Origin of the sequence: Psychrobacillus sp. FSL W7-1457 (assembly GCF_038593405.1) — a bacterium.
Lineage (GTDB): Bacteria > Bacillota > Bacilli > Bacillales_A > Planococcaceae > Psychrobacillus.
This window is the reverse complement of sequence record NZ_CP151993.1, coordinates 689,968-715,133: the sequence shown is the minus strand read 5'-3', so window position 1 is coordinate 715,133 and position 25,166 is coordinate 689,968. Positions and strand designations below refer to the sequence as shown.

At 39.6% G+C, this 25,166-nt stretch carries 19 protein-coding genes; all 19 read right to left on the bottom strand.

Translation table 11 applies throughout. The annotated features are described in order from the left end of the window. Nucleotides 1-252: 252 nt before the first annotated feature. Complete coding sequence (locus NSQ95_RS03490) at nucleotides 253-1,377, bottom strand: acetylornithine transaminase (protein WP_342560277.1); 1,125 nt, start codon at nucleotides 1,375-1,377, stop codon at nucleotides 253-255. Continuing rightward, the gene (argB, locus tag NSQ95_RS03485; RefSeq protein WP_342560276.1) at nucleotides 1,374-2,153 is read right to left on the bottom strand and encodes an acetylglutamate kinase; all 780 of its coding nucleotides are present in this window, start codon (nucleotides 2,151-2,153) and stop codon (nucleotides 1,374-1,376) included. Before argB ends, NSQ95_RS03490 begins: the two co-directional genes overlap by 4 nt. Continuing rightward, nucleotides 2,116-3,342, bottom strand: a complete 1,227-nt coding sequence (gene argJ, locus NSQ95_RS03480) for a bifunctional glutamate N-acetyltransferase/amino-acid acetyltransferase ArgJ (protein ID WP_342560275.1) — start codon at nucleotides 3,340-3,342, stop codon at nucleotides 2,116-2,118. Before argJ ends, argB begins: the two co-directional genes overlap by 38 nt. 13 nt (nucleotides 3,343-3,355) lie before the next feature. Beyond that, nucleotides 3,356-4,390, bottom strand: coding sequence for an N-acetyl-gamma-glutamyl-phosphate reductase (gene argC / locus NSQ95_RS03475; RefSeq protein ID WP_342560274.1), 1,035 nt, complete (start codon nucleotides 4,388-4,390; stop codon nucleotides 3,356-3,358). A gap of 284 nt (nucleotides 4,391-4,674) precedes the next feature. Next, complete coding sequence (locus NSQ95_RS03470; RefSeq protein WP_340885288.1) at nucleotides 4,675-5,355, bottom strand: DUF4956 domain-containing protein; 681 nt, start codon at nucleotides 5,353-5,355, stop codon at nucleotides 4,675-4,677. Nucleotides 5,356-5,462: 107 nt separating this feature from the next. Further along, the gene (locus tag NSQ95_RS03465) at nucleotides 5,463-6,170 is read right to left on the bottom strand and encodes a polyphosphate polymerase domain-containing protein (RefSeq protein WP_342560273.1); all 708 of its coding nucleotides are present in this window, start codon (nucleotides 6,168-6,170) and stop codon (nucleotides 5,463-5,465) included. Then, nucleotides 6,170-9,262, bottom strand: a complete 3,093-nt coding sequence (gene pelG / locus NSQ95_RS03460) for an exopolysaccharide Pel transporter PelG (protein WP_342560272.1) — start codon at nucleotides 9,260-9,262, stop codon at nucleotides 6,170-6,172. Before pelG ends, NSQ95_RS03465 begins: the two co-directional genes overlap by 1 nt. Continuing rightward, nucleotides 9,250-10,677 carry a GT4 family glycosyltransferase PelF gene (gene pelF, locus NSQ95_RS03455; protein ID WP_251552533.1) on the bottom strand — a complete coding sequence of 476 codons (1,428 nt, stop codon included), beginning with the start codon at nucleotides 10,675-10,677 and terminating at the stop codon, nucleotides 9,250-9,252. The genes pelG and pelF overlap by 13 nt, the downstream gene beginning before the upstream one ends. A gap of 2 nt (nucleotides 10,678-10,679) precedes the next feature. After that, nucleotides 10,680-12,515, bottom strand: coding sequence for a DUF2194 domain-containing protein (locus tag NSQ95_RS03450; RefSeq protein ID WP_342560271.1), 1,836 nt, complete (start codon nucleotides 12,513-12,515; stop codon nucleotides 10,680-10,682). Further along, nucleotides 12,490-13,407 carry a hypothetical protein gene (locus NSQ95_RS03445; RefSeq protein WP_342560270.1) on the bottom strand — a complete coding sequence of 306 codons (918 nt, stop codon included), beginning with the start codon at nucleotides 13,405-13,407 and terminating at the stop codon, nucleotides 12,490-12,492. The genes NSQ95_RS03450 and NSQ95_RS03445 overlap by 26 nt, the downstream gene beginning before the upstream one ends. Nucleotide 13,408: 1 nt before the next feature. Further along, nucleotides 13,409-15,571, bottom strand: coding sequence for an NAD-dependent epimerase/dehydratase family protein (locus tag NSQ95_RS03440; RefSeq protein ID WP_342560269.1), 2,163 nt, complete (start codon nucleotides 15,569-15,571; stop codon nucleotides 13,409-13,411). A gap of 39 nt (nucleotides 15,572-15,610) precedes the next feature. After that, nucleotides 15,611-16,918: a right-handed parallel beta-helix repeat-containing protein gene (locus NSQ95_RS03435; protein WP_342560268.1), complete on the bottom strand. Its 1,308-nt coding sequence runs from the start codon at nucleotides 16,916-16,918 to the stop codon at nucleotides 15,611-15,613. A 417-nt stretch (nucleotides 16,919-17,335) separates the two neighbouring features. Beyond that, nucleotides 17,336-18,454: a hypothetical protein gene (locus tag NSQ95_RS03430; protein ID WP_342560267.1), complete on the bottom strand. Its 1,119-nt coding sequence runs from the start codon at nucleotides 18,452-18,454 to the stop codon at nucleotides 17,336-17,338. Next, nucleotides 18,451-19,200: an RNA polymerase sigma-I factor gene (gene sigI / locus NSQ95_RS03425; RefSeq protein WP_342560266.1), complete on the bottom strand. Its 750-nt coding sequence runs from the start codon at nucleotides 19,198-19,200 to the stop codon at nucleotides 18,451-18,453. The genes NSQ95_RS03430 and sigI overlap by 4 nt, the downstream gene beginning before the upstream one ends. A gap of 86 nt (nucleotides 19,201-19,286) precedes the next feature. Then, complete coding sequence (locus tag NSQ95_RS03420; RefSeq protein WP_342560265.1) at nucleotides 19,287-20,300, bottom strand: hypothetical protein; 1,014 nt, start codon at nucleotides 20,298-20,300, stop codon at nucleotides 19,287-19,289. A 214-nt stretch (nucleotides 20,301-20,514) separates the two neighbouring features. After that, nucleotides 20,515-21,432: a DMT family transporter gene (locus NSQ95_RS03415; protein WP_169359498.1), complete on the bottom strand. Its 918-nt coding sequence runs from the start codon at nucleotides 21,430-21,432 to the stop codon at nucleotides 20,515-20,517. 340 nt (nucleotides 21,433-21,772) lie between these two features. Then, on the bottom strand, nucleotides 21,773-23,032 hold the full coding sequence (locus NSQ95_RS03410; RefSeq protein WP_340885315.1) for a hypothetical protein: 1,260 nt from the start codon (nucleotides 23,030-23,032) through the stop codon (nucleotides 21,773-21,775). Continuing rightward, on the bottom strand, nucleotides 23,029-23,706 hold the full coding sequence (locus NSQ95_RS03405; RefSeq protein WP_340885317.1) for a hypothetical protein: 678 nt from the start codon (nucleotides 23,704-23,706) through the stop codon (nucleotides 23,029-23,031). Before NSQ95_RS03405 ends, NSQ95_RS03410 begins: the two co-directional genes overlap by 4 nt. Nucleotides 23,707-23,721: 15 nt before the next feature. Further along, complete coding sequence (locus NSQ95_RS03400; RefSeq protein ID WP_340885319.1) at nucleotides 23,722-25,098, bottom strand: S41 family peptidase; 1,377 nt, start codon at nucleotides 25,096-25,098, stop codon at nucleotides 23,722-23,724. Nucleotides 25,099-25,166 lie beyond the last annotated feature (68 nt).

Genomic DNA, 25,166 nt, shown 5'->3' with positions numbered 1-25,166 from the left:
TACTTGAAATAGTAGGTAATTAGATTTAGGGATAAAGATTTATTGATTTGGAAAGATTCCAAGCGATATTGCTATATTTATATAGTAACCACCTTTATATTTAGTAATTATTACAAGAGCCAGGCACCTGTAATACTATTGACATCTAGCTTTTCTTCTATATAAAGAGGGAAACACAAAAAGAACCCCTCTATTAAGAGTGGTCCATGATTTGTGAATAGCGGTTCGCTGAGCGCTTTAATTCAAGTTTATTTAGTTTAGGATAGTTGATAAGATTTCTACTGCTTGATCGATTTCGTTGCGTGTAACTGTTAATGGCGGGAGTAGGCGGATGACGTTTGGTCCTGCTCCTACTAATAATAGTCCATTTTTTTCCGCTTCGGTTATGTATGGTGCCGCTTCGTCTTCGCAAACGATTCCTAGTAATAAGCCGGCACCTACTATCTTGTAGGATGGCAGTGTCTCGTTTAGTTTATGCACTAGATACTCCGACTTTTTGTTAACCTCGTCTAAAAACTCCGATTCAAATACGTTTTCTAGAACTGCTTGAGCAACTGTGACTGCTAATGGGTTGCCTCCAAACGTTGTACCATGTGTTCCTGGACTGAATGTTTCACCTAGTTCACTTGTTCCTACCATGGCGCCGATTGGAAAACCACCGCCAAGACCTTTTGCAAGTGTCATAATATCAGGTTTTAAGACGGTTTGCTCGTAGGCGTAGCGGGTGCCCGTTCGACCGATGCCCGTTTGGACTTCATCGACAATTAGTAAAATGCCTTTTGATTCGCAAATAGAACTAATTGCTTCAGCAAATTCTTGGGTTACTTTGTTGATCCCACCTTCTCCTTGAATGACTTCTAACATGATTGCGCCGACCTCATCGTCGATAGCGGCTTCTAGTTTTTCCACGTTATTGAAAGGTACAGTCTTGAAAGTCTCCAATACTGGACCGAAGCCCTGACGTACTTTTTCCTGACCAGTTGCGGACATTGCTCCGAATGTTCTGCCATGGAAGGAGTTTTCGAAGGTAATTATTGTGTGTTTCCCTGTATGCTTGCGCGCTAGCTTGATGGCTGCTTCGTTTGCCTCGGCTCCGCTATTGCAGAAAAAAGCATGCGAAAAGTGAGTTTCTTCTATTAGAGTGCTAGCAAGCTGCTCCTGCTTTTTACTTTCGAATAAGTTCGATGTGTGCCAAAGCTTTTCGCTTTGCTCTTGTATTGCTTTTACGATGGCAGGATGCGCATGCCCTAGACTGAGCACGGCAATCCCGCTTGTGAAATCTAGATAGCTTTTGCCCTGATCATCTTGAACGATTGTGCCTTTTCCTTCTATTAAGTGAACAGGTCGTTGAGCGTAGTTTGGAAAAAGAGAACTCATGCATAAACCTCCTGATGTACTATCGTTGTGCCTTGCAGCTTTTCATCTACAATTTTGACGGACGGAATACCCTCTTTTAGGCAGTCCATAGCTGCAGTGACTTTTGGAATCATGCCACCGTAGATCTGTTCGGATGCGATCCATTCCTTGATCGAGGATGTTTGGACAACCTCTTGGGTCTTTCCATTAATCTTAATACCTGGTGTGTCTGTTACTAGCAGCAGGCAATCTGCTTTTATTGCCAGCGAGATTTGACTTGCTACCGTATCTGCATTTATGTTGAGTGGCGTTGCATCTGGTAGGCACCCGATACAGGAAATGACTGGTGTAATACCGTTTACTAGCAGTGTTTCCAGTATGCCGGTGTTTACTTTTTTTATTTCCCCGACAAAGCCGTAAATCTCCTTGTCTAAGAAGTCACATTCGAGAAGATTGCCGTCATAGCCGCTTAAGCCGATTGCAGCAATCCCGTTTTGATTGAGCTGGAGCACTAGAGCTGGATTGACCTTGCCGACGAGTGTGCATTGGACAATGTCTACCGCTTCCTCAGATGTTACTCGGAAGCCATTGATAGTAGTGGAGGCTACTCCATTGTCAGCTAGTGCTTTGTTGATGGCTGGGCCTCCACCGTGGACGATGATGATTTCATTGCCCTCAGCTTGCAGCTTTTTGAAGTTCGTGAAAAATTGCTCATTTAACCCTTCGAGCATACTGCCGCCAAGCTTGATAACGATTCGATCAGGAACGATAGGTTGCATTGATTTGAACGTAGTCATAAGTCAAATCACACCCCCATGCAGTTCCTTTGCCTTCCCCTTGGTTCAGTTCAATCAAAAATTTCACTTCTGCCTGCTTCAAATAAAGCATCGTTTCCTCTTCGGAGAATAAGACTGGTTCCCCGTTTTCAACGACTGGCGTTGGTCCGATGGAGATCTTAATGGCGTTCGGATCGATCGTAGCGCCGCTGTATCCAACTGCACAAATCAGTCTTCCCCAGTTCGCATCACTACCGAATACTGCCGTTTTCACTAGTGGTGAGCCTACGACCGTCTTGGCAATTTTACGTGCCTCTTCATCATTAACTGCACCCTTTACTTCAACTTCAATCAGTTTGGTAGCTCCTTCTCCGTCTTTTGCAATCATTTTAGCTAAATCCAATGCAACGGTATGAAGCGTTTGAAAGAAGTTATCCCAGTCTGGATGGAGTGGAGTCAGCGGGTTGTTTTCCGCTAATCCATTTGCCATCACGACTACCATGTCGTTCGTGGAGGTGTCGCCGTCTACCGTGATGGAGTTGAAGGTGACATCAGTGATGGATTTTAGTGCAGCCTGCAGGTGGTTTGATTCGATATTGGCGTCTGTTGTAATGAACGCAAACATTGTCGCCATGTTAGGCTCGATCATACCGGAGCCCTTGGCGGTTCCCGCAATAATGACTTCCTTGCCATCGATGACGGTTTTGTAGGAGGTATCCTTAGTGACTGTATCGGTTGTCATGATCGCCTGGGAGAAATTGATAGCTCCTTCTAACTCGTCGATTGGTTCGAGGTGTTTGATTCCCGCTAGGACCGGCTCCATTTTCATCATTTCACCGATAACGCCAGTGGAGGCAACTCCGACTAGATTTGGGTTAATCCCAAGCTTTTCCGCTGTTTTCTCCTGCATCGTGTAGGCATCGATTAAGCCTTGCTTTCCTGTGCAGGAGTTTGCGATTCCTGAATTCACGATGAGTGCTTGCATTTTCTGTGTGGTGTATACAACTTCCTTCGTTACGATAAGTGGCGCACCCTGGACTGCATTCGTCGTGAAAACCCCAGCAACACTTGCAGGCACCTCACTTGTGAGTAGGGCTAAGTCTTTTTTCTTGTGCTTAACGCCGCAGTGGATGCCGGTCGCCTTGAAACCTTTTGGTGAAGCGATGTTTTTATAGGTGATGCGCTTCATCGTCATTGTTTCTGTCAACATGGGGTTTCCTCCTTTAAATGAATAATGGAACGAGCGAGAGTCCTGTCGTTTGGTTGAGATTGAATTGGACGTTCATGTTTTGAATGGCCTGCCCAGCTGCGCCCTTGACTAGGTTGTCGATGACCGAGACGATTGTTGCTCGGTTCGTGCGTGGGTCTACTTTTACGTGAATGTCGCAATAGTTAGAGCCATACACTTGGTTTGTGCCGAATTTATTGGTTTCTTTTATGATTCGTACGAATGGGTGGTTTACGTAAGTTTCTTGTAAAGCGTTTACTAGGTCTGCTTCTGTGACGCCATCGTTTACCGGTGCGTAGCTTGTTGCCAGGATCCCTCTTGTCATTGGAACAAGATGCGTCGTGAAGGTGATTGGTGCCGACTGGTTCGCAAACATTTGAATGGCCTGCTCGATTTCTGGTATATGCTGATGCTCATGGAGCTTGTATATCGCAGTGTTTTCGTTTGTTTCACTGTAATGTGTCATTTGGCTCGGCTTGTTGCCTGCTCCAGAGATGCCACTTTTAGCATCGATTATGAGATGGCTTGCGTCGATTAGATTCTCTTTGATAAGCGGTAGCAAGGAAAGCAGGACGGCTGTCGGGTAGCATCCGGGGTTTGCGATAAGCTGAGCATCTGCGATAGCGGCTGTGTTCCATTCTGTTAACCCGTATACGCTTTGCTCTACCGCATCGGCCGGGGCTGGTGTTTTTTTATACCATTGCTCGTATGCAGCTAAATCCTTTAGACGAAAATCACCCGATAGATCAATCAGCTTCGGCTTTTTACCAATAAGTGCTGGTAGTAGACTCGATGAGACCCCTGAGGGAGTGCTCGTAAACAATACATCATACTCTGCTAATCTATCAGACTCAATTTCGAGAAGCGGCTGGTCATTAATATTCATTAAATGTGAATATTTATCCGAAAATTGTATATCCTGTTCAGATGAAGAGAACAGATTCAAGGCTTCCACTTCAGGATGATTATGTAAAAAACGCACTAACTCAAGCCCACCGTACCCTGTTGCTCCTATAATCCCTACCTTCATGCACTCACCTCTTACCATTTGTTAGCAATATTATAACTATGTATAAATATAAAGTCAATTGTATTTTTATTTGTTTTTAGTAGTTTTTATGGGTGAATTATTATATACATATTGTTACAGGTGCCTGGCACCAGTAACACCTTCGTTATTGAAAAAAGCCAATCTAGTTGGAGTGTTTCCACTTAGATTGGCTAGTTTGTACAGATAATAGGTTGTGGAGTTTTGTTACAGGTGCCAGGCACCTGTAACAAAACAAAACTCATAAAAAAACAAGTCTGTACTAATTATTGTGCATAGTCTCCAGTGTAGTTGACTAAGGAGCATTCGATGACGCCTTCTATGTCCCCTATGGTTTTCATGAAGGCTGTGTTGTCGTCTTTTAGATTGATTTCTACTGTTTGTTCGGTGAAGTTATTGCGGACGGATTTGGATTTGAGTTTAGCTCCTAAGCTTTTTAGCTCTGCACGGATCTGATAGGTTGCGTCGTCTGTGTACCTAATGACTAGTAAATATGCTTGGTGCCTTACTTTCTTTTTGGAAAGCCATGCGATGGTGATACCAAATGCTAGGGAACCTATAATCGCTAATGGGTACATTTTTGCTCCTGTTGCAATTCCTGCAGCTATCGCCCAAAACATATAGACAATATCTAAAGGATCTTTTACGGCTGTTCTGAAACGGACTATGCTTAGTGCCCCTACCATTCCGAGCGATAGAATAATGTTAGTACTAATTGTCATGATAATTAGAGAGGTAATCATCGTCATTAAAACAAAAGAGACATTGTAGTTATAGCTATATACAACGCCTCGAAAAAATTTCTTATATATCCAGTAGATGAACATGCCAATAACAAAAGAACAGGCTAGGCCTAGAAAAATATCAATATAGGAAACACTACGAAATGATTCGAGATGAAGAACGCTCTTTTTTATAACGTCTTGAAAATTTACAGTATCATTCATCATTCTACTCCTCGGCTACTTATTTTAATTGATATAAAATATTGCATTAGCCTGAGCAGAAAACAACCTGCTCGAGCTATGCTAGTGGAGATTATTCTTAATTTTTACTACTTAAAATGCAAAAAGTTTACTTCTCTACAAATGACATATTTGGATATAGCGGAGCGGACGAATCTTTCTGGCTGTACTAGCTGGCGGATGTTGTCCGGGAGAAAATGATCGAATTTCACTTCTAAAATGGTTTGCTCCGAGTGTAGAGGCTCCTCTAAAATGATATTAGGGTCAAATAGATCAACCGTGTTCACGCCTGCTGCAAGTCTTTTGTCGAATGTTATCCGCACATTTCCTGGCTCGTACACATATGCCTCACGAATATAATCTACGATGACGTTTGCTCTAAATCCTCGGTATTTCAATGCCATATAAAAATCCTTTAACAGTGCATTGTCCTTGTTGGCAAGTACGTCTACTTTGCCAGCTAGAATTGCCTCATATTCTCGTAGTGAAAGAGGTGCCGATTCTTTACATATGAAATCTCCATACTTGCTCTTTCTTTCCAGGCTGATTTTTTCATTGCTTTCGTTGTAAATTCGTATACGGTACTTCTCTCTATTAAAAACTCCATTGTTTTTATCGTAGAGGGAATGATTATGGATCCCATCAAAATATAAGCTCCGTATTCCATAACCATTAGGACTGATTGAGTTTTTATCAAGTGAAAGAATCGATGATACCTTCTGTCGAATGGCCAGATAATCGAATACGTTTAAATAGTATTTCATCTCATGTCGAAATCTTTTGTCTGCAATTGCCATTAGTCCACCTCGAATTCTCTGATTCCGTTGAATTCATCTCCTTCTTCACTTAGATACATCTCAAAGGAGCTTTGTTCATGGCCTTTACTGTCTGTTACAGTAACCTTCCAAAAATATTTCCCTTCCTCAGGTTTTTTCATCGAATAAGAGTTTTGGCGAATATTTTCTTTCGTTTCTATTATTTCATTGAACTCTGGGTCTCTAGCTACCGTGACCGTATAGAATAGGTCATCCTTTTGTAAATCATAGGAGATTTGCCAAGTAAATAAAACTTCAGTGTCCGTCGTTTCAATATTATCCATATAAAAAGGCTTTGGTTTTTCTAGGTCTTCTAAGTATCTCTCCATAGCCCTTGCTGGAGTCTTCTTTATTTGCAATAATTCTTCTTCAAAAAAGGAATTTAATTGAGGTAAAAACTTTACATCTGGATCTCTATATAAAAAAGGCTCTATTAAATGTGCATATTGGTTGATTTGGTTCTCAACCGTTTCGTCATTAATTACTTCCGAAAGCTCTTGCAGCTTCTCAGTAAGCTTCTGAACGTTCTTTTCTGTCCGAAAATATCTATTATGCAAGATACTTCCCCAGTAATTACTAATACCAGCCTGATAAGTTCTTATATAACTTTTTTTTCTTTGATGTTCCCACGATCCATCATAATCCCACGGCAGGATATACCACTTTTCTGAGTTTAAAGGAGAATATAAGTAGAAATTGTTAGCGTCAGTATCCATATTGTCCATGAGTATGTTTACGGCCGTCCATGTCAAGAAATTGTCCAAATCAAAATGCTTTTCGATCGATTCTTCTATAGGTATTTTCATGTTATTTACGTCATCCAACATAGTGATCAATTTGTCATGCTCTTCTCTACCTTTAATCTCTAATATGGTTTCGAACGTTTTTTTATCATAGGTAGGATCGTTATGGGATTTTAGCTCATTTGGGTACCGACCAAATTCAAAGAAAGTGACTTTATATAAATAGCCATTGGGATCAAGCCAATGGTTTTTCAAGAACATCTCATTAGGCTGCTCCACCTGGGTGTAAAGCCCATAGTCCTCATAAGTATCATTTTCTCCAGATGTTTGATCCTTCACATAAAGATGTACGAATTGCGTACGAAGGCTAGTTAAATTTGGGATTTGCTCCATTAAATCGAAGCTCAGTTTATTTCTTAGACGGCTGGGATCTGAAATGTGTTTGTTCAAATTGATAATACGCTGGTTTTGCCACAAACCAGCGTTATCATAAAGCTTAATCTTATAAGACTTTTGCGCAGCATATCTTGCGGTGTTCCCTCTTAGGCTTATGTTGGCGTTTGCCTCAACTGCTCCGTGACCGAACATGCCTTCCTTTGGGCCAGCCCCGTCTTCTGTTCCCTCAGCAAAAATAACCTCTAATTTTTCTTCACTATATCGGTCCTCTAGTCTATTTAAACTGTACCAATCTAATGCTTCCTCTTTAGGCTTATCTTCAGGTAAGACTGTGATATACAACGACTTAATCGAGCTATCTACATCTCTTTCATATAGCCGCTTATCCTCCACCAACTTTAAATCCTTTTTGTTGTCCTGCACAATAGTTGAAGTTTCCTGAACGACTTTCTCTTCTTGTTCGCTCTTACTCTCTGTACAACCAGCTAAAATAATCGAAGCAATTAGCAGCATCGTAATAATACCTTTCGAGACTTTAAATTTCTTTTTCTGTGTGGTTATTGGCTGGGAGCAAAACGTGTAATAGTATAGGTTAGAAAACATATAGAGTAGTCGAGCGATTGCTACGACAAGGGTTACAAACGCAGCGATAAATATACCGAGTCCATCAATACCCATATTCATGGATACATACGTAAGGATTGCATTAGAGAAAAATAATAAAGCGCTGATCCATAACACTCCCTTACGGTCATCAAAATACATGAGTGCGTGGATTACAATAAAGGCAATAATATAGAAAAAATAACCTAGACATAAGAAGATAAACAAATCTAACTGCTCCATAGAAAATCCTATCCTTGGTAGATAGATTAAGCCTAATGCAATGGACAAGGCTGTAAATACAAGCTGTACCTCTACTACAAATCCAATCCTTAAAAACAATACATTTTGCATTTCTTTTTTCGCTATTTGAATACTGTTAAATGTCCCACCGTCTATAATATTTTTATAAAAGCTTAAGAATTTCTCATAAAAATCCGTTTCTACAATAACGACAAACATCACCAGGGATGGTACCACTGTTAGATACGCATAAAACACAGGTAAATCATAAAAGGGCATTAACTGAAATCGATCGGCAACCAATAGATGATTTCCTGAAAAAAACCAATAGATCATATTATGAACGTATACGCTCGCATACAAAAAGATTCCACTCAAAAAGACAGAAGGAAACTTTTGGAAGTAACGAAGAAAGGAAAAGTAGCTGTTCTCTTCGTCTCTTGGAAATACCTGCTCAAAATGGTACATAGTCATTCCTACAAAAATCGCAAAGCCGATGTCCATTCCTATCAATGCAATAGTGGTGAGGTTAATCTCCGTTAAGGTAAACAGCAAATAACTGATCGCCATGGAAGTAAGGATGGCAATTGTAAAGCTTCTCACAATACGCTTGTAATCCTTCAAAGCAGAGAGATAAATCCCCTGCACCCATATAATGACTAGCTCGATAAAAAATAAGTAGGCAGCTATTTTAAAAGCCAAGCCTGCTGAAACCCCATAAAGAAACACTCCTGCAATCATCCCTGCAAACGGTAAGATAATAATAAGTGCTCCGTAAAAGGAAGAAATGATTTTCTTCAGCTTCCGTTCATAAATACTATCCGCTATGAATCTAGTTAATACCATCGCTAATCCAGATGTCACTAGAATAGAAAAAATAAAGCAGTAGGTCATCGTTGAGATGAACAATTCATTGTCAAATGGTTTACCACCATTCTTCGTGATCATGTTTTGCTGTATAAATACTAAAACAATACAAAGAATCATTGGTCCAATCGTCGTAAAGGAGGAATATCCATAGGCTTTTAAATTTTGGACAATGCCTTCCTCTTTGAACAGCTTTCTAAGCTCAAAGCCTATGCCTGCCATGCCACTCCTCCTACTGACAAATAAAGTTCCCTATAACCTGTGATGAAACTACTTCGCTTATAGTTATTTTTCACACGATTAAAACCATTGCTTCCCATCGTTTCTCTCAGTTTTTTATCGTTACAAAGCTGAAGAATATAGCTGGCTATTTCCTCATAATTCATGACGGATGCTATAAAACCCGCCTGGCCATAGTTATCTCCCTTACTGCCTAATATTAGCTCCTTACAGCCCCCTACATTCGTTGCGACGAATGGCTTTTTACTTGCCAAGCCCTCCAATATAGCCAATGGCTGCCCCTCACTAATGCTAGTTAACAGTAGAATATCCATTTTCCCTACATACTCTTTTACGTCTACCATTCCTGTAAAGATAATTCGTTTAATCCCTAATGTGTTTACCATCTGGAGGCATTCCCTATAATACATGTCATCCTCGTCGGTTGGTCCCATGATAAATAACTCTACATTGGATATTTCTTTTTCTATTAATCCAAAGCTTTGAATCATTGTCTTGATATCTTTAATAGGTACTAAACGAACTATCGCGCCAATACGCAGAATATCTTCATCTTCTGCTGCTTGTAAGTCACTATAGCTAGATATTTCCACTCCATTCGGTATAATGACTATTTTCTCTTCCGGACACCCTAGCTCTACTTCAATTTCCTTATTTCGATCGAACAAAGTAATTACCTGGTCGGATGCCCCGTAAATGGAATTAGATAATGTATAGAAATAATTAATCCATAAATCTTTAAAATAGCCCTTTACCCAGTCCGCTTTTATAATTTCTTCTTCTCGCTCTCTCGAATAAATACCATGCTCCGTGAGCAAAAGCGGCTTTTGATGCACATGCTTCGCTAAAGTTCCAACCACTCCAGCATAGCCGGTAGATACTGCGTGATAAACGTCCGCCTCTGGCACATCATGACGAATCGTTAAGAACAAAGGTAGAATCATAGACCTCACTGTCCAAAATAACTCCGTAAAGGGTACCCTGCTATATGTCTCCCCTGCTAAGAATTCGATTAGGTCGAAGTAATCCTTGCTTGAAAGGAACTCACCAACATTCTCAAATTTTTTGCTCCTTAGAAGGTCAAATAGTTCACTCCAGTGAATGTCCTTACTGCCAGTTATAAGTGACACAAGATTATTCTTTTCCTCATCCGTAAGCTTATATCTTCTTCCCCAATTCTTTTCTTCGTATAAATACTCGTCTAGGAAGATTTCTTTCACTTCAAGTAAATTAGCTGGAAGTGTGTACCTATACTTTCCCTTTTGCTTTGTTTCTGCTCCAATAGCATAAATGATAAATTCATGCTCCGGCATTTCTGTGACTAGACTATGAATCCAGCTTGATACCCCTCCGTTTACATAAGGATATGACCCTTCGGCTATCAGACATATTTTCACGCTCAAGCTTCCTCCAATTCTATTTTGAAATTAGCAGCTTTGGCAGTAACTAAATAGGTGTTTTCATCGATAGTTAAAACTGTACAGTTGGTTAAGCTCTTTATGTTACTTGTCGTCCTAAATACATAAAAGGATTCTGAACGATAATTGGTCACGTGCCCCTCTATCGCGTATTCACTATGACTCCAAGTAACATGGGAGTAGATATTCTTGGCCATATCTAATGCAGCCTCAGTTGCCGGCAAAGCCCGAACCCATGGATACGTATGCTGAACCCGACTCATATACTTATTAAAAAGCTCATAATTTTGTTCCCATCCCATGTTGTTGCTTCGGTCTTCACTAATAACGTCATCTGGATGAACAAAGTGAGAAAATACACCGACTCCAGTCATTGTATTCGCCTCTGCCCAACGATCATAAACCTTCTCATAATAGCCAGAGGTTGCTCGTGGCATCTCAATAATTCCATCATCCGCTACTTCGAATTCCTGGACATAGGCCACTCCCTCTCCGTCCTGAGGGTATAAGGAAGAGATAACCGTTAAATCCTTCCATGCTAGCTTCAAGGCTTCTCTTCCCTCCACTGACAGCGTGTTGGATGGAGGAACATAGGAGGTAACTGTGTACTGAGGAAAAGCATTTTTAGTATAGGTAACAAGCTCTTGAATGGATTTGAACATGTCAGACTTCTTTTTCCATTCCTTATAGCCGTAAACTTTAGAAACCTCTTTATCCATTACTAACGATTGATGATTATAGCCGTGGAATCCTAATTCCCCTCCGCTATCTATTAACTCACGTCCATAAGATATTAAGTAATGAGTATCCTTGTCGTCTATATTATCGAAGGGAGGCTCTACTCTATCGTTATATGTTTCAATGATGGCTCCGGTATATTTTAAATCGTAGTCTCTAGCAGTTTTCAACATATCTGGCCACCAAATTTCCTGATAAAAAGATGGGATATCCTTCTTATATTCGTCATAAATAACCTGCGTAGTACCTCTAACAATTGGTGCAGGGAAGTCATCGATGAAAAATACTTTTAGATTAAAAATTGGATAGATGAAATTGGGCTCTAGCAAGCTTAATGCACCTACAAAAAAGCCGCGGTTTATCTTCTCCTGGAGTAAGGTTCCATTGAAACTCATAAATGCCCCTTCCCCATAATTCGATTTCCATAACAGTGGAATGTCCTGATAACTTTTCGCTAATAATTCTGCCTCATCAGCTAGCGCTATACTTAAGGATGTATTAGTAATAAATTCATCATCGATTATGAGATCTTTCTCTCCTATCAACACGTTAGAAGTTAGTTTTATTCCCTTCGTGTTTATATAATCGTGAAAAGAAGTGACTCCAACTTTACGGTATAAAATTTGATAATGATCATCAGGCTCTAGGACCGACATGAAAAGAATATATCCACCTTGATGAACATACTGCTCCACATTTTCTATATCTCCTAAATGTCCTATTTTGTCTGTCGCGAGAATCACCACTTTACAATTGCTTAACTCTTCCAATCTTTCCTCCACATTTACTTCTAAAGTCTTCATTTTCATATATTCCAAAGATTGTATCGCATTATCTTTTAATCTATTACTGTAGGCATCAGCCTTATCATAGAAAACACAATAAGCGTCGCCACTTGTAATAGGCTGTTGTTCACCAAAGCCGTTTTTCATAATCTCTTTCTTTTCCTCTATCAAGCTTTGATTTTGTTGAAATTGTAAGACAAACTTGGAATGGGCGAATTGAAGGAGTAAACCAAATAATAAGACTAGTATTAAAATGATATATATTTTTTTAGAGAAGTTCCCTGTTAGCTTCATGTTCAAATCCTTCCGACCAATACCTTACGATAGTAAGTCCCCTATTTGAAAATTGGATAGTTGAATTTTTTAATCGATTCAATGTTTCTTGTAGCTTAATAGAAGATTTAGTAGTGTAAAATAATTCAATGAAACAAATATAAGGTTCTTCAGAGGCTGGAAACTTCTTCTGATATTGTTTACATGTAGTTTCTGCTGCTAAATATTCCTTCATCTCTACCTCTGCTCTAAACTTTTCCTTATATATGTGTTCCTCTGATACGTTATGAAGTATCAACTGTTCTAACACTTCGATATATAAATACTTATATTTCTTTAGGGTCTGTTCATCTAAAAAGCCACTGTTCATATAGGACTTGATAGCATTGGTGTACGATATAGCATTTGCGACATCTTGTTTATTACTGTGGTAGGCATCCGAAAGCTCCATAATGGCGATGGATAGCTTTCGCTTCACTTCCATTACTGCGGTAACAGCATAATGTGAAGTTTCAGGATCCTCATTTAGCACGGCTGTTTTTATAACCTCCATATACTCCAGTGGATCTTCCTTTAATACGTTAATCATCGCTTTTCTTCTAGCAGCATAATTACTAATTACTAATGCGTCCTCTATTGGAACAATATTCAATTCTTTTTCTTTATCTATTTTTTCTTGGCTTGATAATATTTCCAAGGCTATATCCTCATTCATCTGATTAATATAGCTATCTAGCTCTTCTCCCTTGTTTACTATCGCCCTTTTTGGCCACTGAATGGGCAAAAGCCACCCGATAACAGGTAGAAAACTTACAACTATGAACTTCAGTATCCATTCCTTTACGTTTCTCTGTGTGATGAAAAATAAAATGATAGCCGATAATATAAGGTAGATTACATAGACGTACATCATCTTAAAGCTCTCCTTCTACCAGCTTTAATACAATGCCTTTTTCACTTAGCCTGGATACTAGTTGCTCACCTGCTTGCTTAGAAGTATTAGCAAGCAAAACTAGTAGATGATGCTCGTTGCTCTCTCCTATATAATCTGTTTCATCAATTTCTTTGGATATTTCTGTGGCGTCATGAATGAAGGTTTCCTCATTTGTCATTCCTTCTAACAGAAGATACGGTATTTGAAATTTGGTATATGCTTCTCTTTTCGTTTGAAGAATTTTTTGGAAGACAGATTCCTTTAACACTGGACTCTGCGCCAGAAAATGTTCTTGCTCTGACAGGCTTTGAAAGTGTAGTGCCCTAACTAGTGCAGCTTCTATCAATTCTGTAATAATTTTAAATAGGTTTTCATGATAAAGTGAAATATGCTCGAATTCTAAGTCATCAATTGTAATAAGTGCTATTTTTTCTTCACTATTTGACAGGCAGGCAGCCATTAAAGGGGCATTGGGGAGGAGTGTTTTATTCACAAAAATACTTTTCTTGTTTGCTATTTGCTGAACATAATCATCTTCTACCTTCAGAGTTGCAGAAGATTTAAAGGAGCCTGAATCTGCTACTAATTTGTAGGAGGCATTGTCATTCGAAAACTTATATATAGACACTTTTTTTACCTTCATCATTTTTTGTAGCACATCTATACTGTTCAAATAAATACGTTCAGGGTCTAGGGTGTCTAACTCTTTCAGGAGATAATGTATTTTTCCAAGTCCGTCTCCTGTATTGAGCACGCGTAGTTGCAGCTCTTTTTTTACTTCTCTCATCTCTGCATGCATGTCACTTAAAAAAGAATAGCGATCTTCATGCTCCTCCAGTTTACTTTTTTGTTCTTTTAATAGGTTGTTCTTTCGTTCAATTGAGTAGCCTACAATAAGCCCTATGGATAGAAAGAGTGCCACTTGCAAGAGGAAAGAGGTATCGTACGTAAGGGAGATCAACTCTCTACCTTCTAGTGTTTTTTCAAAGATGAGGAGTCCAATAGAAAGGCAAACAGCTATAATAGACTGCCTATTCCCATAAATCACACCTATAATTAATATATAAAATAAGGCAAAGTCTACTATATTCAAGACGCTCACTTGGTTTGCTAGAGTTAACCAAGCAATCACAGAGAATACCAGCACATTTTCTATATAGGGCTGAAATTGTTTGAAGAGACTAGGAGCTTTTTTGGAAGAAGTAACTGTTTTTTCGGACGTCTGTTTCGCTTTTTTATCCTTCATCCACTCATATGTCTGCTCCAAACCCCGTTTCATACTAAACATTGGGCTCCAGTCTAAATCGTTTACTAACTTTTCATTTGATAGAGAGGAACGCTGAATGTCTCCTTCCTTGGCAGCAGTGTAGGCAACCTCTGTTTCTCCATGAAGCTCCTCCATCAAACCGACCAACTCATTTATGCTTATTTCACTATTCGTGGACAAGTTGTAAATTCCACTTAAATTAGAGTTTGACGTCCGATAAATGGCGTCTGCAACATCGCCTACATAGATGAAATCTCGTGTTTGTTCTCCATCACCGTATATTTCTAAATGTTTACCTTCCGTTATTCTCTCTAAGAAAGTAGAGACGACTCCACCTTCTCCTGTATTGCCTTGACGAGGCCCATATACATTAGAGAATCGAAAGACGACACTTTCATAGCCATATAGTTCTCGCCATTTTTCACAATATGATTCTCCTAACCACTTGCTCATACCATAAGGAGAGATAGGATTACACCTATTAGTTTCCTGTAAGGGAAGCTGTTCATTAGCCCCATAAACGGCAGCAGATGATGCAAAAATAAATTTCCCTACTTTATACTTGTGAGATAGGGATAATATATTCACTAAACCTACTGCGTTAATTTCTGTATCTCGTTTTGGATCTAAAATAGATTTCATCACACTAACCTGGGCTGCCAAATGAATGACCACATCGAAGTGATAGGAACGAAAAATTTCTTCACATTTTTTATCTTCCACAGAAACGATATAACTCTTATGCTTGAACTTAATATGTTCTTTATTTCCGGTAGATAAATCATCCAAGATAAATACATCATAGCCTTCTTTAAAATATCGGTCGGCTACATGAGAACCGATAAAGCCATATCCACCTGTTATTAAAACTCTCAAATAGATAACATCCCTCTCCATCAAATTGTAGAAGATCTTTTACCACCAACGTAAGTTTTTAAAGAAAGTTGTTACTGGTGAAAAGAAAAAAGGTTTCTCTTCAAATAAATGAATAGTGTTGTTAAGATAAATATTACACATTGCGTCGTCCCCTAAGTTTTGGAGGTATTCATCTTTTTCCTTGCTGTATATTATGTTATTTAAAATTTGGTTTTCTTTTGTGTTCCATTGCATCGTTATTTCTCCATAGCCTTCATCTGTCTGGTCATTAAACATGAGAACATTGCTCACTATGTTATTGTTGCTCGCACCTCCATTGTTTTTTTCTGCCCCTCCCGCAATTATTCCGGCTCCATTATTGGAGTAAATAATATTATTTTTCACATCAATCTCACTAGACGTTTTTCCTTCCTTCTCGCTTGCTAGCTCAATTCCGAAATCATTGTAAGCTACTATATTATTTACAATAGTAAGCTGAGTAGAACCATCTGCATAAATTCCACCAGCTGAATATTCTTTGTATGATTCATTTCTTTTAGAGCTATTCTTATAGATTTTATTGTTTGCGATGATTCCATCTCTCGCTTGATCTACGCAGTCGTCTGTTTCACAAGCATTGTAAAACCCTGCAACATCAATTCCAATGTTGTTATTATGATGAATTTCATTGTGCGTAATAGCGAACTGTTGTATATTCCCACTAAAGGTAAGTGCCTCACTGCTTCCGAGTTTCAGATGGTGAATCTCATTGTTATTAACCGTAATGCTACTCATAGCGTTGGAGGTATTCCCATAAATGAGAATGCCATGTGCATTTCCTTTTCGAGATTTATTTTCAATATGGTGAATGTTATTAACGGAAAGATGAATATTGCTACTTCCGCCTTTTACCAGTATTCCGACCGGATATCGATTCTGTTTTCTCGTTTTTAGGTTTCTTAACTCAAATCCTTCAATTCGGATATAACTTGCATTATCTATATAAAAGAAGGCTCTCTTAGCTGATGTTACTGTTAATTTTTTCCCTTCCAGAATGGCCACCTCTCCTGGAAATGATTGAAAAGTGATATTCCCGAGGTTTTTAGAGCCTGATTTTGTTATATGAATGAATTCGGAGTAGACCCCTCCTCGTACAAACACCGTATCACCGGGTTCAAGCACCTTTGCAGCATGCTGTATTGTCTTCCACGGTTTCTTTTTAGTACCAGGGTTAGCATCTTTACCTTTTGGAGAAACATAGTAATTTTTTTCACTCGATTTTTCTGCCAACGCTACTGAATTAATTTGGATAAAAAATATTATGGATAAAAATGCAATAATTGTTACCTTTATACTATTTGGAATCATGTGATAAACCTCCTAGGCTAATATTCATTGTATGAAAAACGAATTCAATTATGCCAAACTCTTTTTATTATTTCTAAGCATATTAAAAAAGTTTCCTTATTAAGGAAATAGTGTTAATAAATTAGATGGAATGGTTCGAATTTAACCTCAAAAAAAGCAGGAATGCTGATCTTACAGCGTTTCTGCTTTTTTGTGGCTATTATATTAAGATAGAGAAATGAAAGGGGCTTGGGATTTATTTGGTATTTGGAACCGACCGATTATTTGGGAAAACCGACCGATTCTGTTGCTGAACCGACCGATTATTGAAGAAAACCGACCGATTCTCCATTTACACGAAAAAAATGCCTCGTCTAATAAGACAAAGCATTTTTATGTGGCCCATGAGTCTACACATACTTATAGCAAAGTAGAAGCTCATGGCCTATGGTTGTTATTCTTGTCTCTATGGTGGTTGCCTTGATTGTTGCCATTGTGATGATTGTTTTTCGGTTTGTCGTGCCCTTTATTATTGTCTTTTGGACCTACACCTTTGTGATCGTTCCTGGATGGGTGTTGTTTTTCATCCTTGTGTTTACGGTCGTTCGAGTGTTTCGGCTTGTCTTTTGACTGGTTAGGGTTTAGTTTGTTTTCGGGATTATGAGTTTTATTTTTTGGTGCATTTTCATGTTTGTTTGGTTGTTCCTTTTTCTCTTTCTCCGGCTTCTGGGTGGCAGCTGGAGATGGAGCTGGAACGACTGGTTTTTGCTTTTCTACACTGTTTTTTTGTTTTTCATCTACACTGGATTTTTTTTGTTGCTTTGCACTGGAATTATTTTGTTGTTCTACACTGGTTTTTTGGTGTTTATTTACACTGGAATTATTTTGTTGTTCTACACTGGTTTTGTTTTCTTTAACTGGTTGTTGTTCTTTTTGTTTGTACTTTTGAATCGATGTGTTATTTTCGTTTGCTTTTTTACGTTCTTCTGCAGAGCTTTCTGTTACATTAATATGTTGCTCTGATTGTACTGCCTTTACTTCTTTTACGGCTTGGTTTACTTGAGCTTTTACTTCTTGATTGGTTTCATTCTCATAAACGGTTGTGATTACTAATTCATCCTGAGCTGCTCCTACCTGCTTGACTGCGTGGACTAAGACAGCAGCAAGCGCTAGGTCCTCCCAATTATTAATATCGATAGGAGTGTCTTCATCGAGAGAACGGAGTGAAATAACCTGCCCGTCCTCATCTACACCGATTTCGACAGCATGCTCACCTTCTAATTGTACATAAGCATAAGCGCTCGTTTGCTGAGGGATCAAAGATGCGACACAAAATATGAGAACAATTGCCGCGACAAGTATTGGGGCTAGAATTTTAGGCTTTATTTGTGTCAGTAAAAATGGAGCTTTTGCTTCTAGCAATTGAAATTCTGCTTCGGATCCGATCATTGGGTCATCAACCAATGGGGTACCGCGCAGAAATTCGCCCTCACTTGTGAGAAAGACATAGTAATCATCTTTCTTCTCACAGACAACGCCTCGAAAGTTGCGCATCATATGATTTCTCCCTTCACATAATCTTTTATATAAACGAAGTCACTGTTGAGTAGCAGTACGACGGCAATCATATATTTGCGATGCCGTTCCAACGTTTTTCGCGATACATCTACCAGTGCTTCGATATTCTTGAGCGGAAGCTTTTTATGCTGAATAAAGGACTCGTAAAGCTCTTCGGATTCGGAAATAATTTGTGCCACTAGAAAGGCAGTTTTCCGTGTATCCTTGTGCTTTGGTGCTGAAGCCGTCAACTCATCAAATGACAAGTTATAAGTTGCTAGCAGCTCCCCAAAACGCACCAGTTCCTCTCTCCTTGCTTCCGCTCGCTGTTCTTCTGTGTATGATTCAATGGATTGCTCGTTCCATATATAATGCTGCTCGTCTATTCTATCCTCGGTAGCCCCCGTTTGGAGTAGAAGCACCTTTTCCTTGCGGGTAGCTTCCTTTCGAATAAAGTCAACAAGTCGCCTTTTTATAATAAGATGTGCAAGTGTTTGTAAGGATGCATTTTCCTCAGGATTGAATGCAAGGACCGCTTCATGAAATCCATTAAGCGCGATGCTATATTCTTCATCCTGTTCATCGATTGGCCGCTTGCAAATGTAAGCTGCCGTTTTCTTTATAAAGGAGGTATTGGCTAAGAGGAGGTCATTGATTACCTCCTCATCGCCAGCCATTGTCCCAAATTCTAGCTTTCTTTTATTCTGTTTTGATTTGAAGAGGCCATGAATGATGGACAAAAGCATATATACCCTCCGTTCTCATTATTTCCGTATAAACCTGTATTGTATCTGTCTATCCGGGAAATGAAAAGCGGTATTCTGAAATATGATTAATTTCTATCATTTTTTCCTTGCCCATGATGACCATGTTTGTGGTCATGTTTGTTATGGTGATCTTTATGTTTTTGATGCTTATCATGTTTTGGTTGTTGATTGTGCTTTGGTCCCTTGTGATGATGGTTTTCATCCTTACCATTAGGATGCTTTGGTTTCTGTTCAGCTTTCTTTTGTTCGTGAGCTGCTTTTTTTGCAGCCAATTCAGCGGCTTTAGCTTTTTTCGCTGCTTCTATTTCAGCTTGCTTTGCAGCTTTTGCTGCTTCGCGTTCTGCCTTTTCTTGCGCTCTTTTTGCTTCAGCAGCTGCTTTTTCTTGTGCTCTTTTTGCTTCAGCAGCTGCCTTTGCTGCTTCCTTAGCTGCTTTTTCTTCAGCCTTTTTCTTTTCTAGCTCTGCTTTTTTCTTATCTCTGTCTGCTTTGTCTTTGTCTTTGTCTTTAATAGGAGGAACAATGACTGGTGGCGTATTTTCTTTAGGTTCCTCTTGTTTAGCTAAATAATTTTGCAGCTCCGTAACTACAGTTTTTACTTGAGCGATAATTGCTGCTTTTTTGTCTGCATTAGGTGCTTGCTGATAGTCTTTGAATAACACGATTAATCGATCGATTGCAGCCGTAAGCTCTGGAGCTTTCTTTTGGTAGATATCTTTTTGAGTCGTTTCATACTCTGCAATAACTCGATTAATCACGTTCAAGATTGCTGCTTTTGCGTCATCATTACTAGCAGTTTCATATGCCTTCACCAATCCAACTAGCTTTTCGGTTGCCAATTCCACGGGAAGATCCTTGTTTGTAGTCGTTTGTGCTGTTGCTGCAGTCGTTGATGTTGCTGCAACCGCTTGAGTCGGCGTTACCTGTGCTGTCTCAGAAGCTGACGATGTTTCCTGTGTGTGTTTGTTTACGTCATTAATGTTTACGGTGTCGTAATTACTGTTCGCCCAAGCATAGCCTGCGCCTGATACTGTCAAAGTTGCCACTAATAGAGCAGCACCAGTCTTCTTCCAATTCTGCATATAATCACCTCGTATAAATTTTTGTCCAACTATTACCCGGACACCTAGTTATTCGAAGGCTCACTCATTTTTGTGGGGGTCGCTAGCAAACTTTTTATATTTTTTTAGTTTGTTTTATTACAGGTGCCTGGCACTTGTCATAATGTTTTAAATACATTACGGGTGCCAGGCACCTGTAATACTCACGCAACAATGAAAAAGCAGCTACCGAATATTAGGCAGCTGCTTTTTTCTTTTTATGCTTTTTCCATAGATCCTCTGCTGCTCCTGAGCCGAGTATTACACCGGCTATGATGAAGATTAGGCTGGCCAGATGATTCCACCCTAGCACCTCGTTTAAGAAAATGGCAGAGAATACTAATGAGAAAATAGTGTTTAGGTTCATGAATATCGCTGATTTAGTTGCACCCGCTTGACCTATCGAGTAGTTGTATAGCATGTGACCAACTGCTGTGCCTAGGATCGCAGAGGCAAAGAAAATCAACCAGAATACTGGATCTACTTCTGTAAATTGAACAATTGCTCCTGGCTCCTGTATAAAGCTGATAATCATTAATATAAATGAGCCGATTACAAGCATATATGCTGTCAGCAGTCTTGGATCCAATGTTCTTGCAGCCTTACTTATCACCATATAGCTCATGACCTGTGCAAGTATAGCAAGGAATACAAAGAAGTCTCCGATGGCAGAGCCCCCTAAGTCACCACCGCCTACTACAGAAAGGCTTACCCCAATTATCCCTAATACCAGACCTAGCCATTGAATCAAAGAAGGAAAATACCTTAGGATAAATGCTCCTGCTATCGCTGTAAGCATTGGCCCTGTCCCTAGGATCAGTGCTCCGTGTGTTCCACTTGTAACCGAGAGCCCAATATTCAGGAAATAGTGATGGATTACTACGTTAGTCAAAGACCCTATCGCAATATATTTCCATTCCTGCTTCGAAGGCTTTCGAATCATTTTCATTTTCCATAAAATAAGAAAAACTGTAACACCAGCTGTAAAAATACGGAAGGCGGTCAGGGTTACTGGGGATACCTCTGCGATCAAATATTTAAGCATCGGAAGATTAGCGCCCCATATTAACATAACGAGTACGAGTATACCGTAAATTTTCCACTGGTTGTTCATATAGTTATTCGCCTTACTTTCAATTTAGATTAATCTTTAGTATAGCGAAGTAATATTAATATGTTAAGTATTAGTAATCGTTTTTGATAGATTAAGATAGCAATCAAACCCAAGCATCGGTCGGACGAGAAAAATTTACGACAATTCGAGGGTAGTTTCCTACAATCCATCGCTACTTTACGACAATCAAGCCATCAATTACTACAATCACCCAATAAATTATTACAGGTGCCAGGCACTTGTAATAATCCCGCAACGGGTCAACCACTTTTAATCAAAAAAAGAGGATGTATGCCCACCTAGTGAACATACATCCTCTTTCTAGTTTAATAGAATACCATTATTTATACGTCAGATATTTAACGTAATCCTTCCAGCTAACTGCCTTGATGCTCGTCCATGACGGTGTCTCCAACGGGAACGGTAGGAAGGCTGGGGCCATCTCTGCTTTTGGTTTATCGTCTAGGACGATCATGCCATTTTCAAGTCCTGTTGATACGACAGCATGCTTGTTTAATTGGAATGGAGTATTTACTGCAGTTCGTGTAATCTTCCCTTCAGGAGTTAACACGTAAAGCTCGGCTTGTTCCTTTGACGGGTTTAAAAGCCATTCTCTTTTTATCGTTACTGCGTTCTCTGCTTGCTGTGTCGTGATTGCAGAGTTCATGTTTGCGGCAAACGGTAACTGTTCTGGCTGCTCGTTTAGTTGGATCATTACCTCGTAAAGTGGCTCCTCTGATTGCGCGTCATATTGTTTATATGCCGAAAGCCAAGGAGAGCCATTTGCAGGTACTTGTGTGATTGCAGCAATCGTTCCCTCTGCCATGGACTCGCTATGTGAGGAATAATTTCGCACTAGCATTCCTGCTTCTAGCTTATGCCATTCTTTCTCAGGCACGAAGGTAAGCAAGGATTTCTCCACGGAGTATATTTCTATAAAGTATTTGCCGTCTTTATTCTCAATCGACCCAACGGTTCCTGCGATTGGGCTAAGCAGTGACATTGCGCCTGGCTCCTGGTTTAGCTGAGCTTCCATGATTTGTAGCTGACGGTCTATCTCCGCAAGCTTTTGCTTTGCTGCTCCGATAGCCTGTGAATAGCTTCCGTCTTGGGAAAGCTGAACATCCACCTGGACATTGACATCTGTTACCTCATCGTTCGTATTACTAGTAGCTGTGTCTGTATCCGTGTAAGACCCTTCTGTATTCGATTTTTCATATTCTAGGTCACTTATAATTTGATTTAACTGCATTTGTTCCTGTCTATAGGCCTGTACCTCGGTTTCCCATATGCCTCGTTGCTCTTCAGCAAAATCTGGCTTTAGCTGGGCCAGTTCGGTATCAGCACCTATTTCTTCACCTTCTGAGACCGCTAAATTACTTACTCGTTCCACATCGACAGTCACCATCACTGCATCCGTTGGGACTACAACCGATTCTTTTTCTAGCTCCTTGGAATATGTATTCGTTTGAACAGTTTCATGATCCTTTAAGTAGTACGTTCTCGCAATCTCACTATTTTCCTCGAACAGCAGAATTGCGTTTGCTGCTATAAACGTAGAAACAATAATAGAAACTCCTATTACTAACCATTTATTCATACGGCTTGCCCCCCTTCAATCCATGTTTCAATAGGAAGAACTTCAAAGCCTGCCACAAGTAATGCCAATACTATAGGAATTGCTATTAAGATAATGATTAGATTTCGAGTAGACAATTCTGTGTAGTTACGCAGGAACTGAAACTGAATCGCAATGATTAAGCCAGTAATTAGACTTAATTCATTAAAGAAGTAAACAAAAAAATCATTATCTAAAAACACCGCTGCTAGTGGTCCAAACGATAGTACTGAAAAGTCTGTTGTATAACCAACGATTGCGTATAAAACAAAGACAAATGCCTTTTCCAATAAAAGAAGTCCGACTACAAATAGTTGCAGCACTGCAACTTTAGATAAGTCTACGTTCGTTAGCTTATGAAGCACGTAAGAAATGAGGAAAAAATAAAATGCCATGTAGACAAGCGACCAAAGAATAGCTCCTATTAAGGAGACAATTCTAGCAATAAAATAGGTTTCTCCAAATCCCTTTGCAAATAAAGTCGTAAGTCCTTCTGTGTGCATCCCCCAGATATCGCGAAGTGCAAAAAGAAGCACGCCTAACAAAGCGACCATCCATACACGTCCCTTAAAATCGCGCAATGTCGCATCCTTTAATGAATTCGCCAAGTCTTGCTGATGGAAAAGATATTTCCAAAATCTAAATTCAAAAAACACCAAGTGTTCCCCCTCTTATTGTTGAACAGTTACCTCGACGTAAGCACCTTGTTCCATCTGAATGTCTTTCGAAGATTGGAAGGTAGGGTGGATCAGTAGTAAGTAGGCTGCTCCTTTTTCTAGTTTTGTCGGTATTGCTTTAATTTGATTGGTAGATTTTTGTTCTACTTTCAAAGGGATTTTCTTGGCATCACCTAATGCGATCAATTCGATTCCCTCTTTTTTATTCAGCTGAACAGCTTCTGAAAATGTAACCGTGAATTGTTTTGTCTGCGCTACATTTTCTAGTTTAGATAATCTTTTATAAGATGGATAGCTTTCTAAAATCGTATCTAAATGGGCCTTCTCAAGCTCCATTCCCTCTTTGGTCACCACCTGTGGCTGTACCCCTGTTTTATTCACAACGGTGCCTTTAGGACCTGCAAATTCGGCCACCGTCAGTTTTAGGTAAGACCCATCCGACAATGGATAAAACGACTGCATGGAGCCCTTCCCATAAGTTCGTTGTCCGTAAAGAGTAGCTGATTTGTGATCTAATAGTGCAGCCGCAGTCATTTCAGATGCACTCGCACTATAGCCATTAATCAGTACCTTTGTATTAGTAGGAAATAAATCCTTTTGCGGTATCGATTTTACTAAACCTACCTGATTTTTCAGCATTAGCATATACGCATGAGGACTATTTGGAAATAAACCAATTAGCTCCTCCGCAGTGTTTACGTAGCCCCCGCCATTATTGCGCAGGTCTAAAATATAAGAGGTTGCACCTTTCTTTGCAAGTCGCTCCTTTCCTGCAATGACTAAGGAAGCGCCATCCTCTGAAAAGGAGTTGATGCTTATATAGCCAACGTTTCCATATAACATTTCAGTAGAAACAACTGGAACCTGAAAGCTTTTTCTTGTTAATATGTATGACTGTTTTTGTCCTGTAATCTTTAGCACTTCTATGTTAACCTTTGTACCGGCTTTTCCTGTGATTAGTGAGGAAGCCTGCTGCACAGACATGCGCTCTGTAGAATTCCCATCCACAGAAAGAATAATGTCTCCCGGCTCGATGCCAGCCTCCTTTGCTGGAGCACCGTCAAACGTGCTCACTATTTGGATGCCTTTTTCATGTTCTTCAATTGAGATCCCGATACCAGTGGGTTTATTGTTTATCGAATCTGTGTATCTTTCAAACTCTTCCTTTGTAAAGTAGGTAGAGTAAGGATCTAACTGCCCCACTATGGACTCTATGGAATCCAGTTCTGTTATGTTAGACTGGAGCTCTCCTTTGTAATATTCCTTGACCAGTTGCCTGACTTCATCAATTGGAGCTGCCCATGTGTACATGGGTGCAAGTAATAATGTTAATAGGAATACAAATGTAGTTAATCCCGAGACCTTCCTCATACCTTTTTCCCTCTTTCTATAATCTATAAACCTATCTTAACGTAAATAATTGTGAATGGCTAAAATTT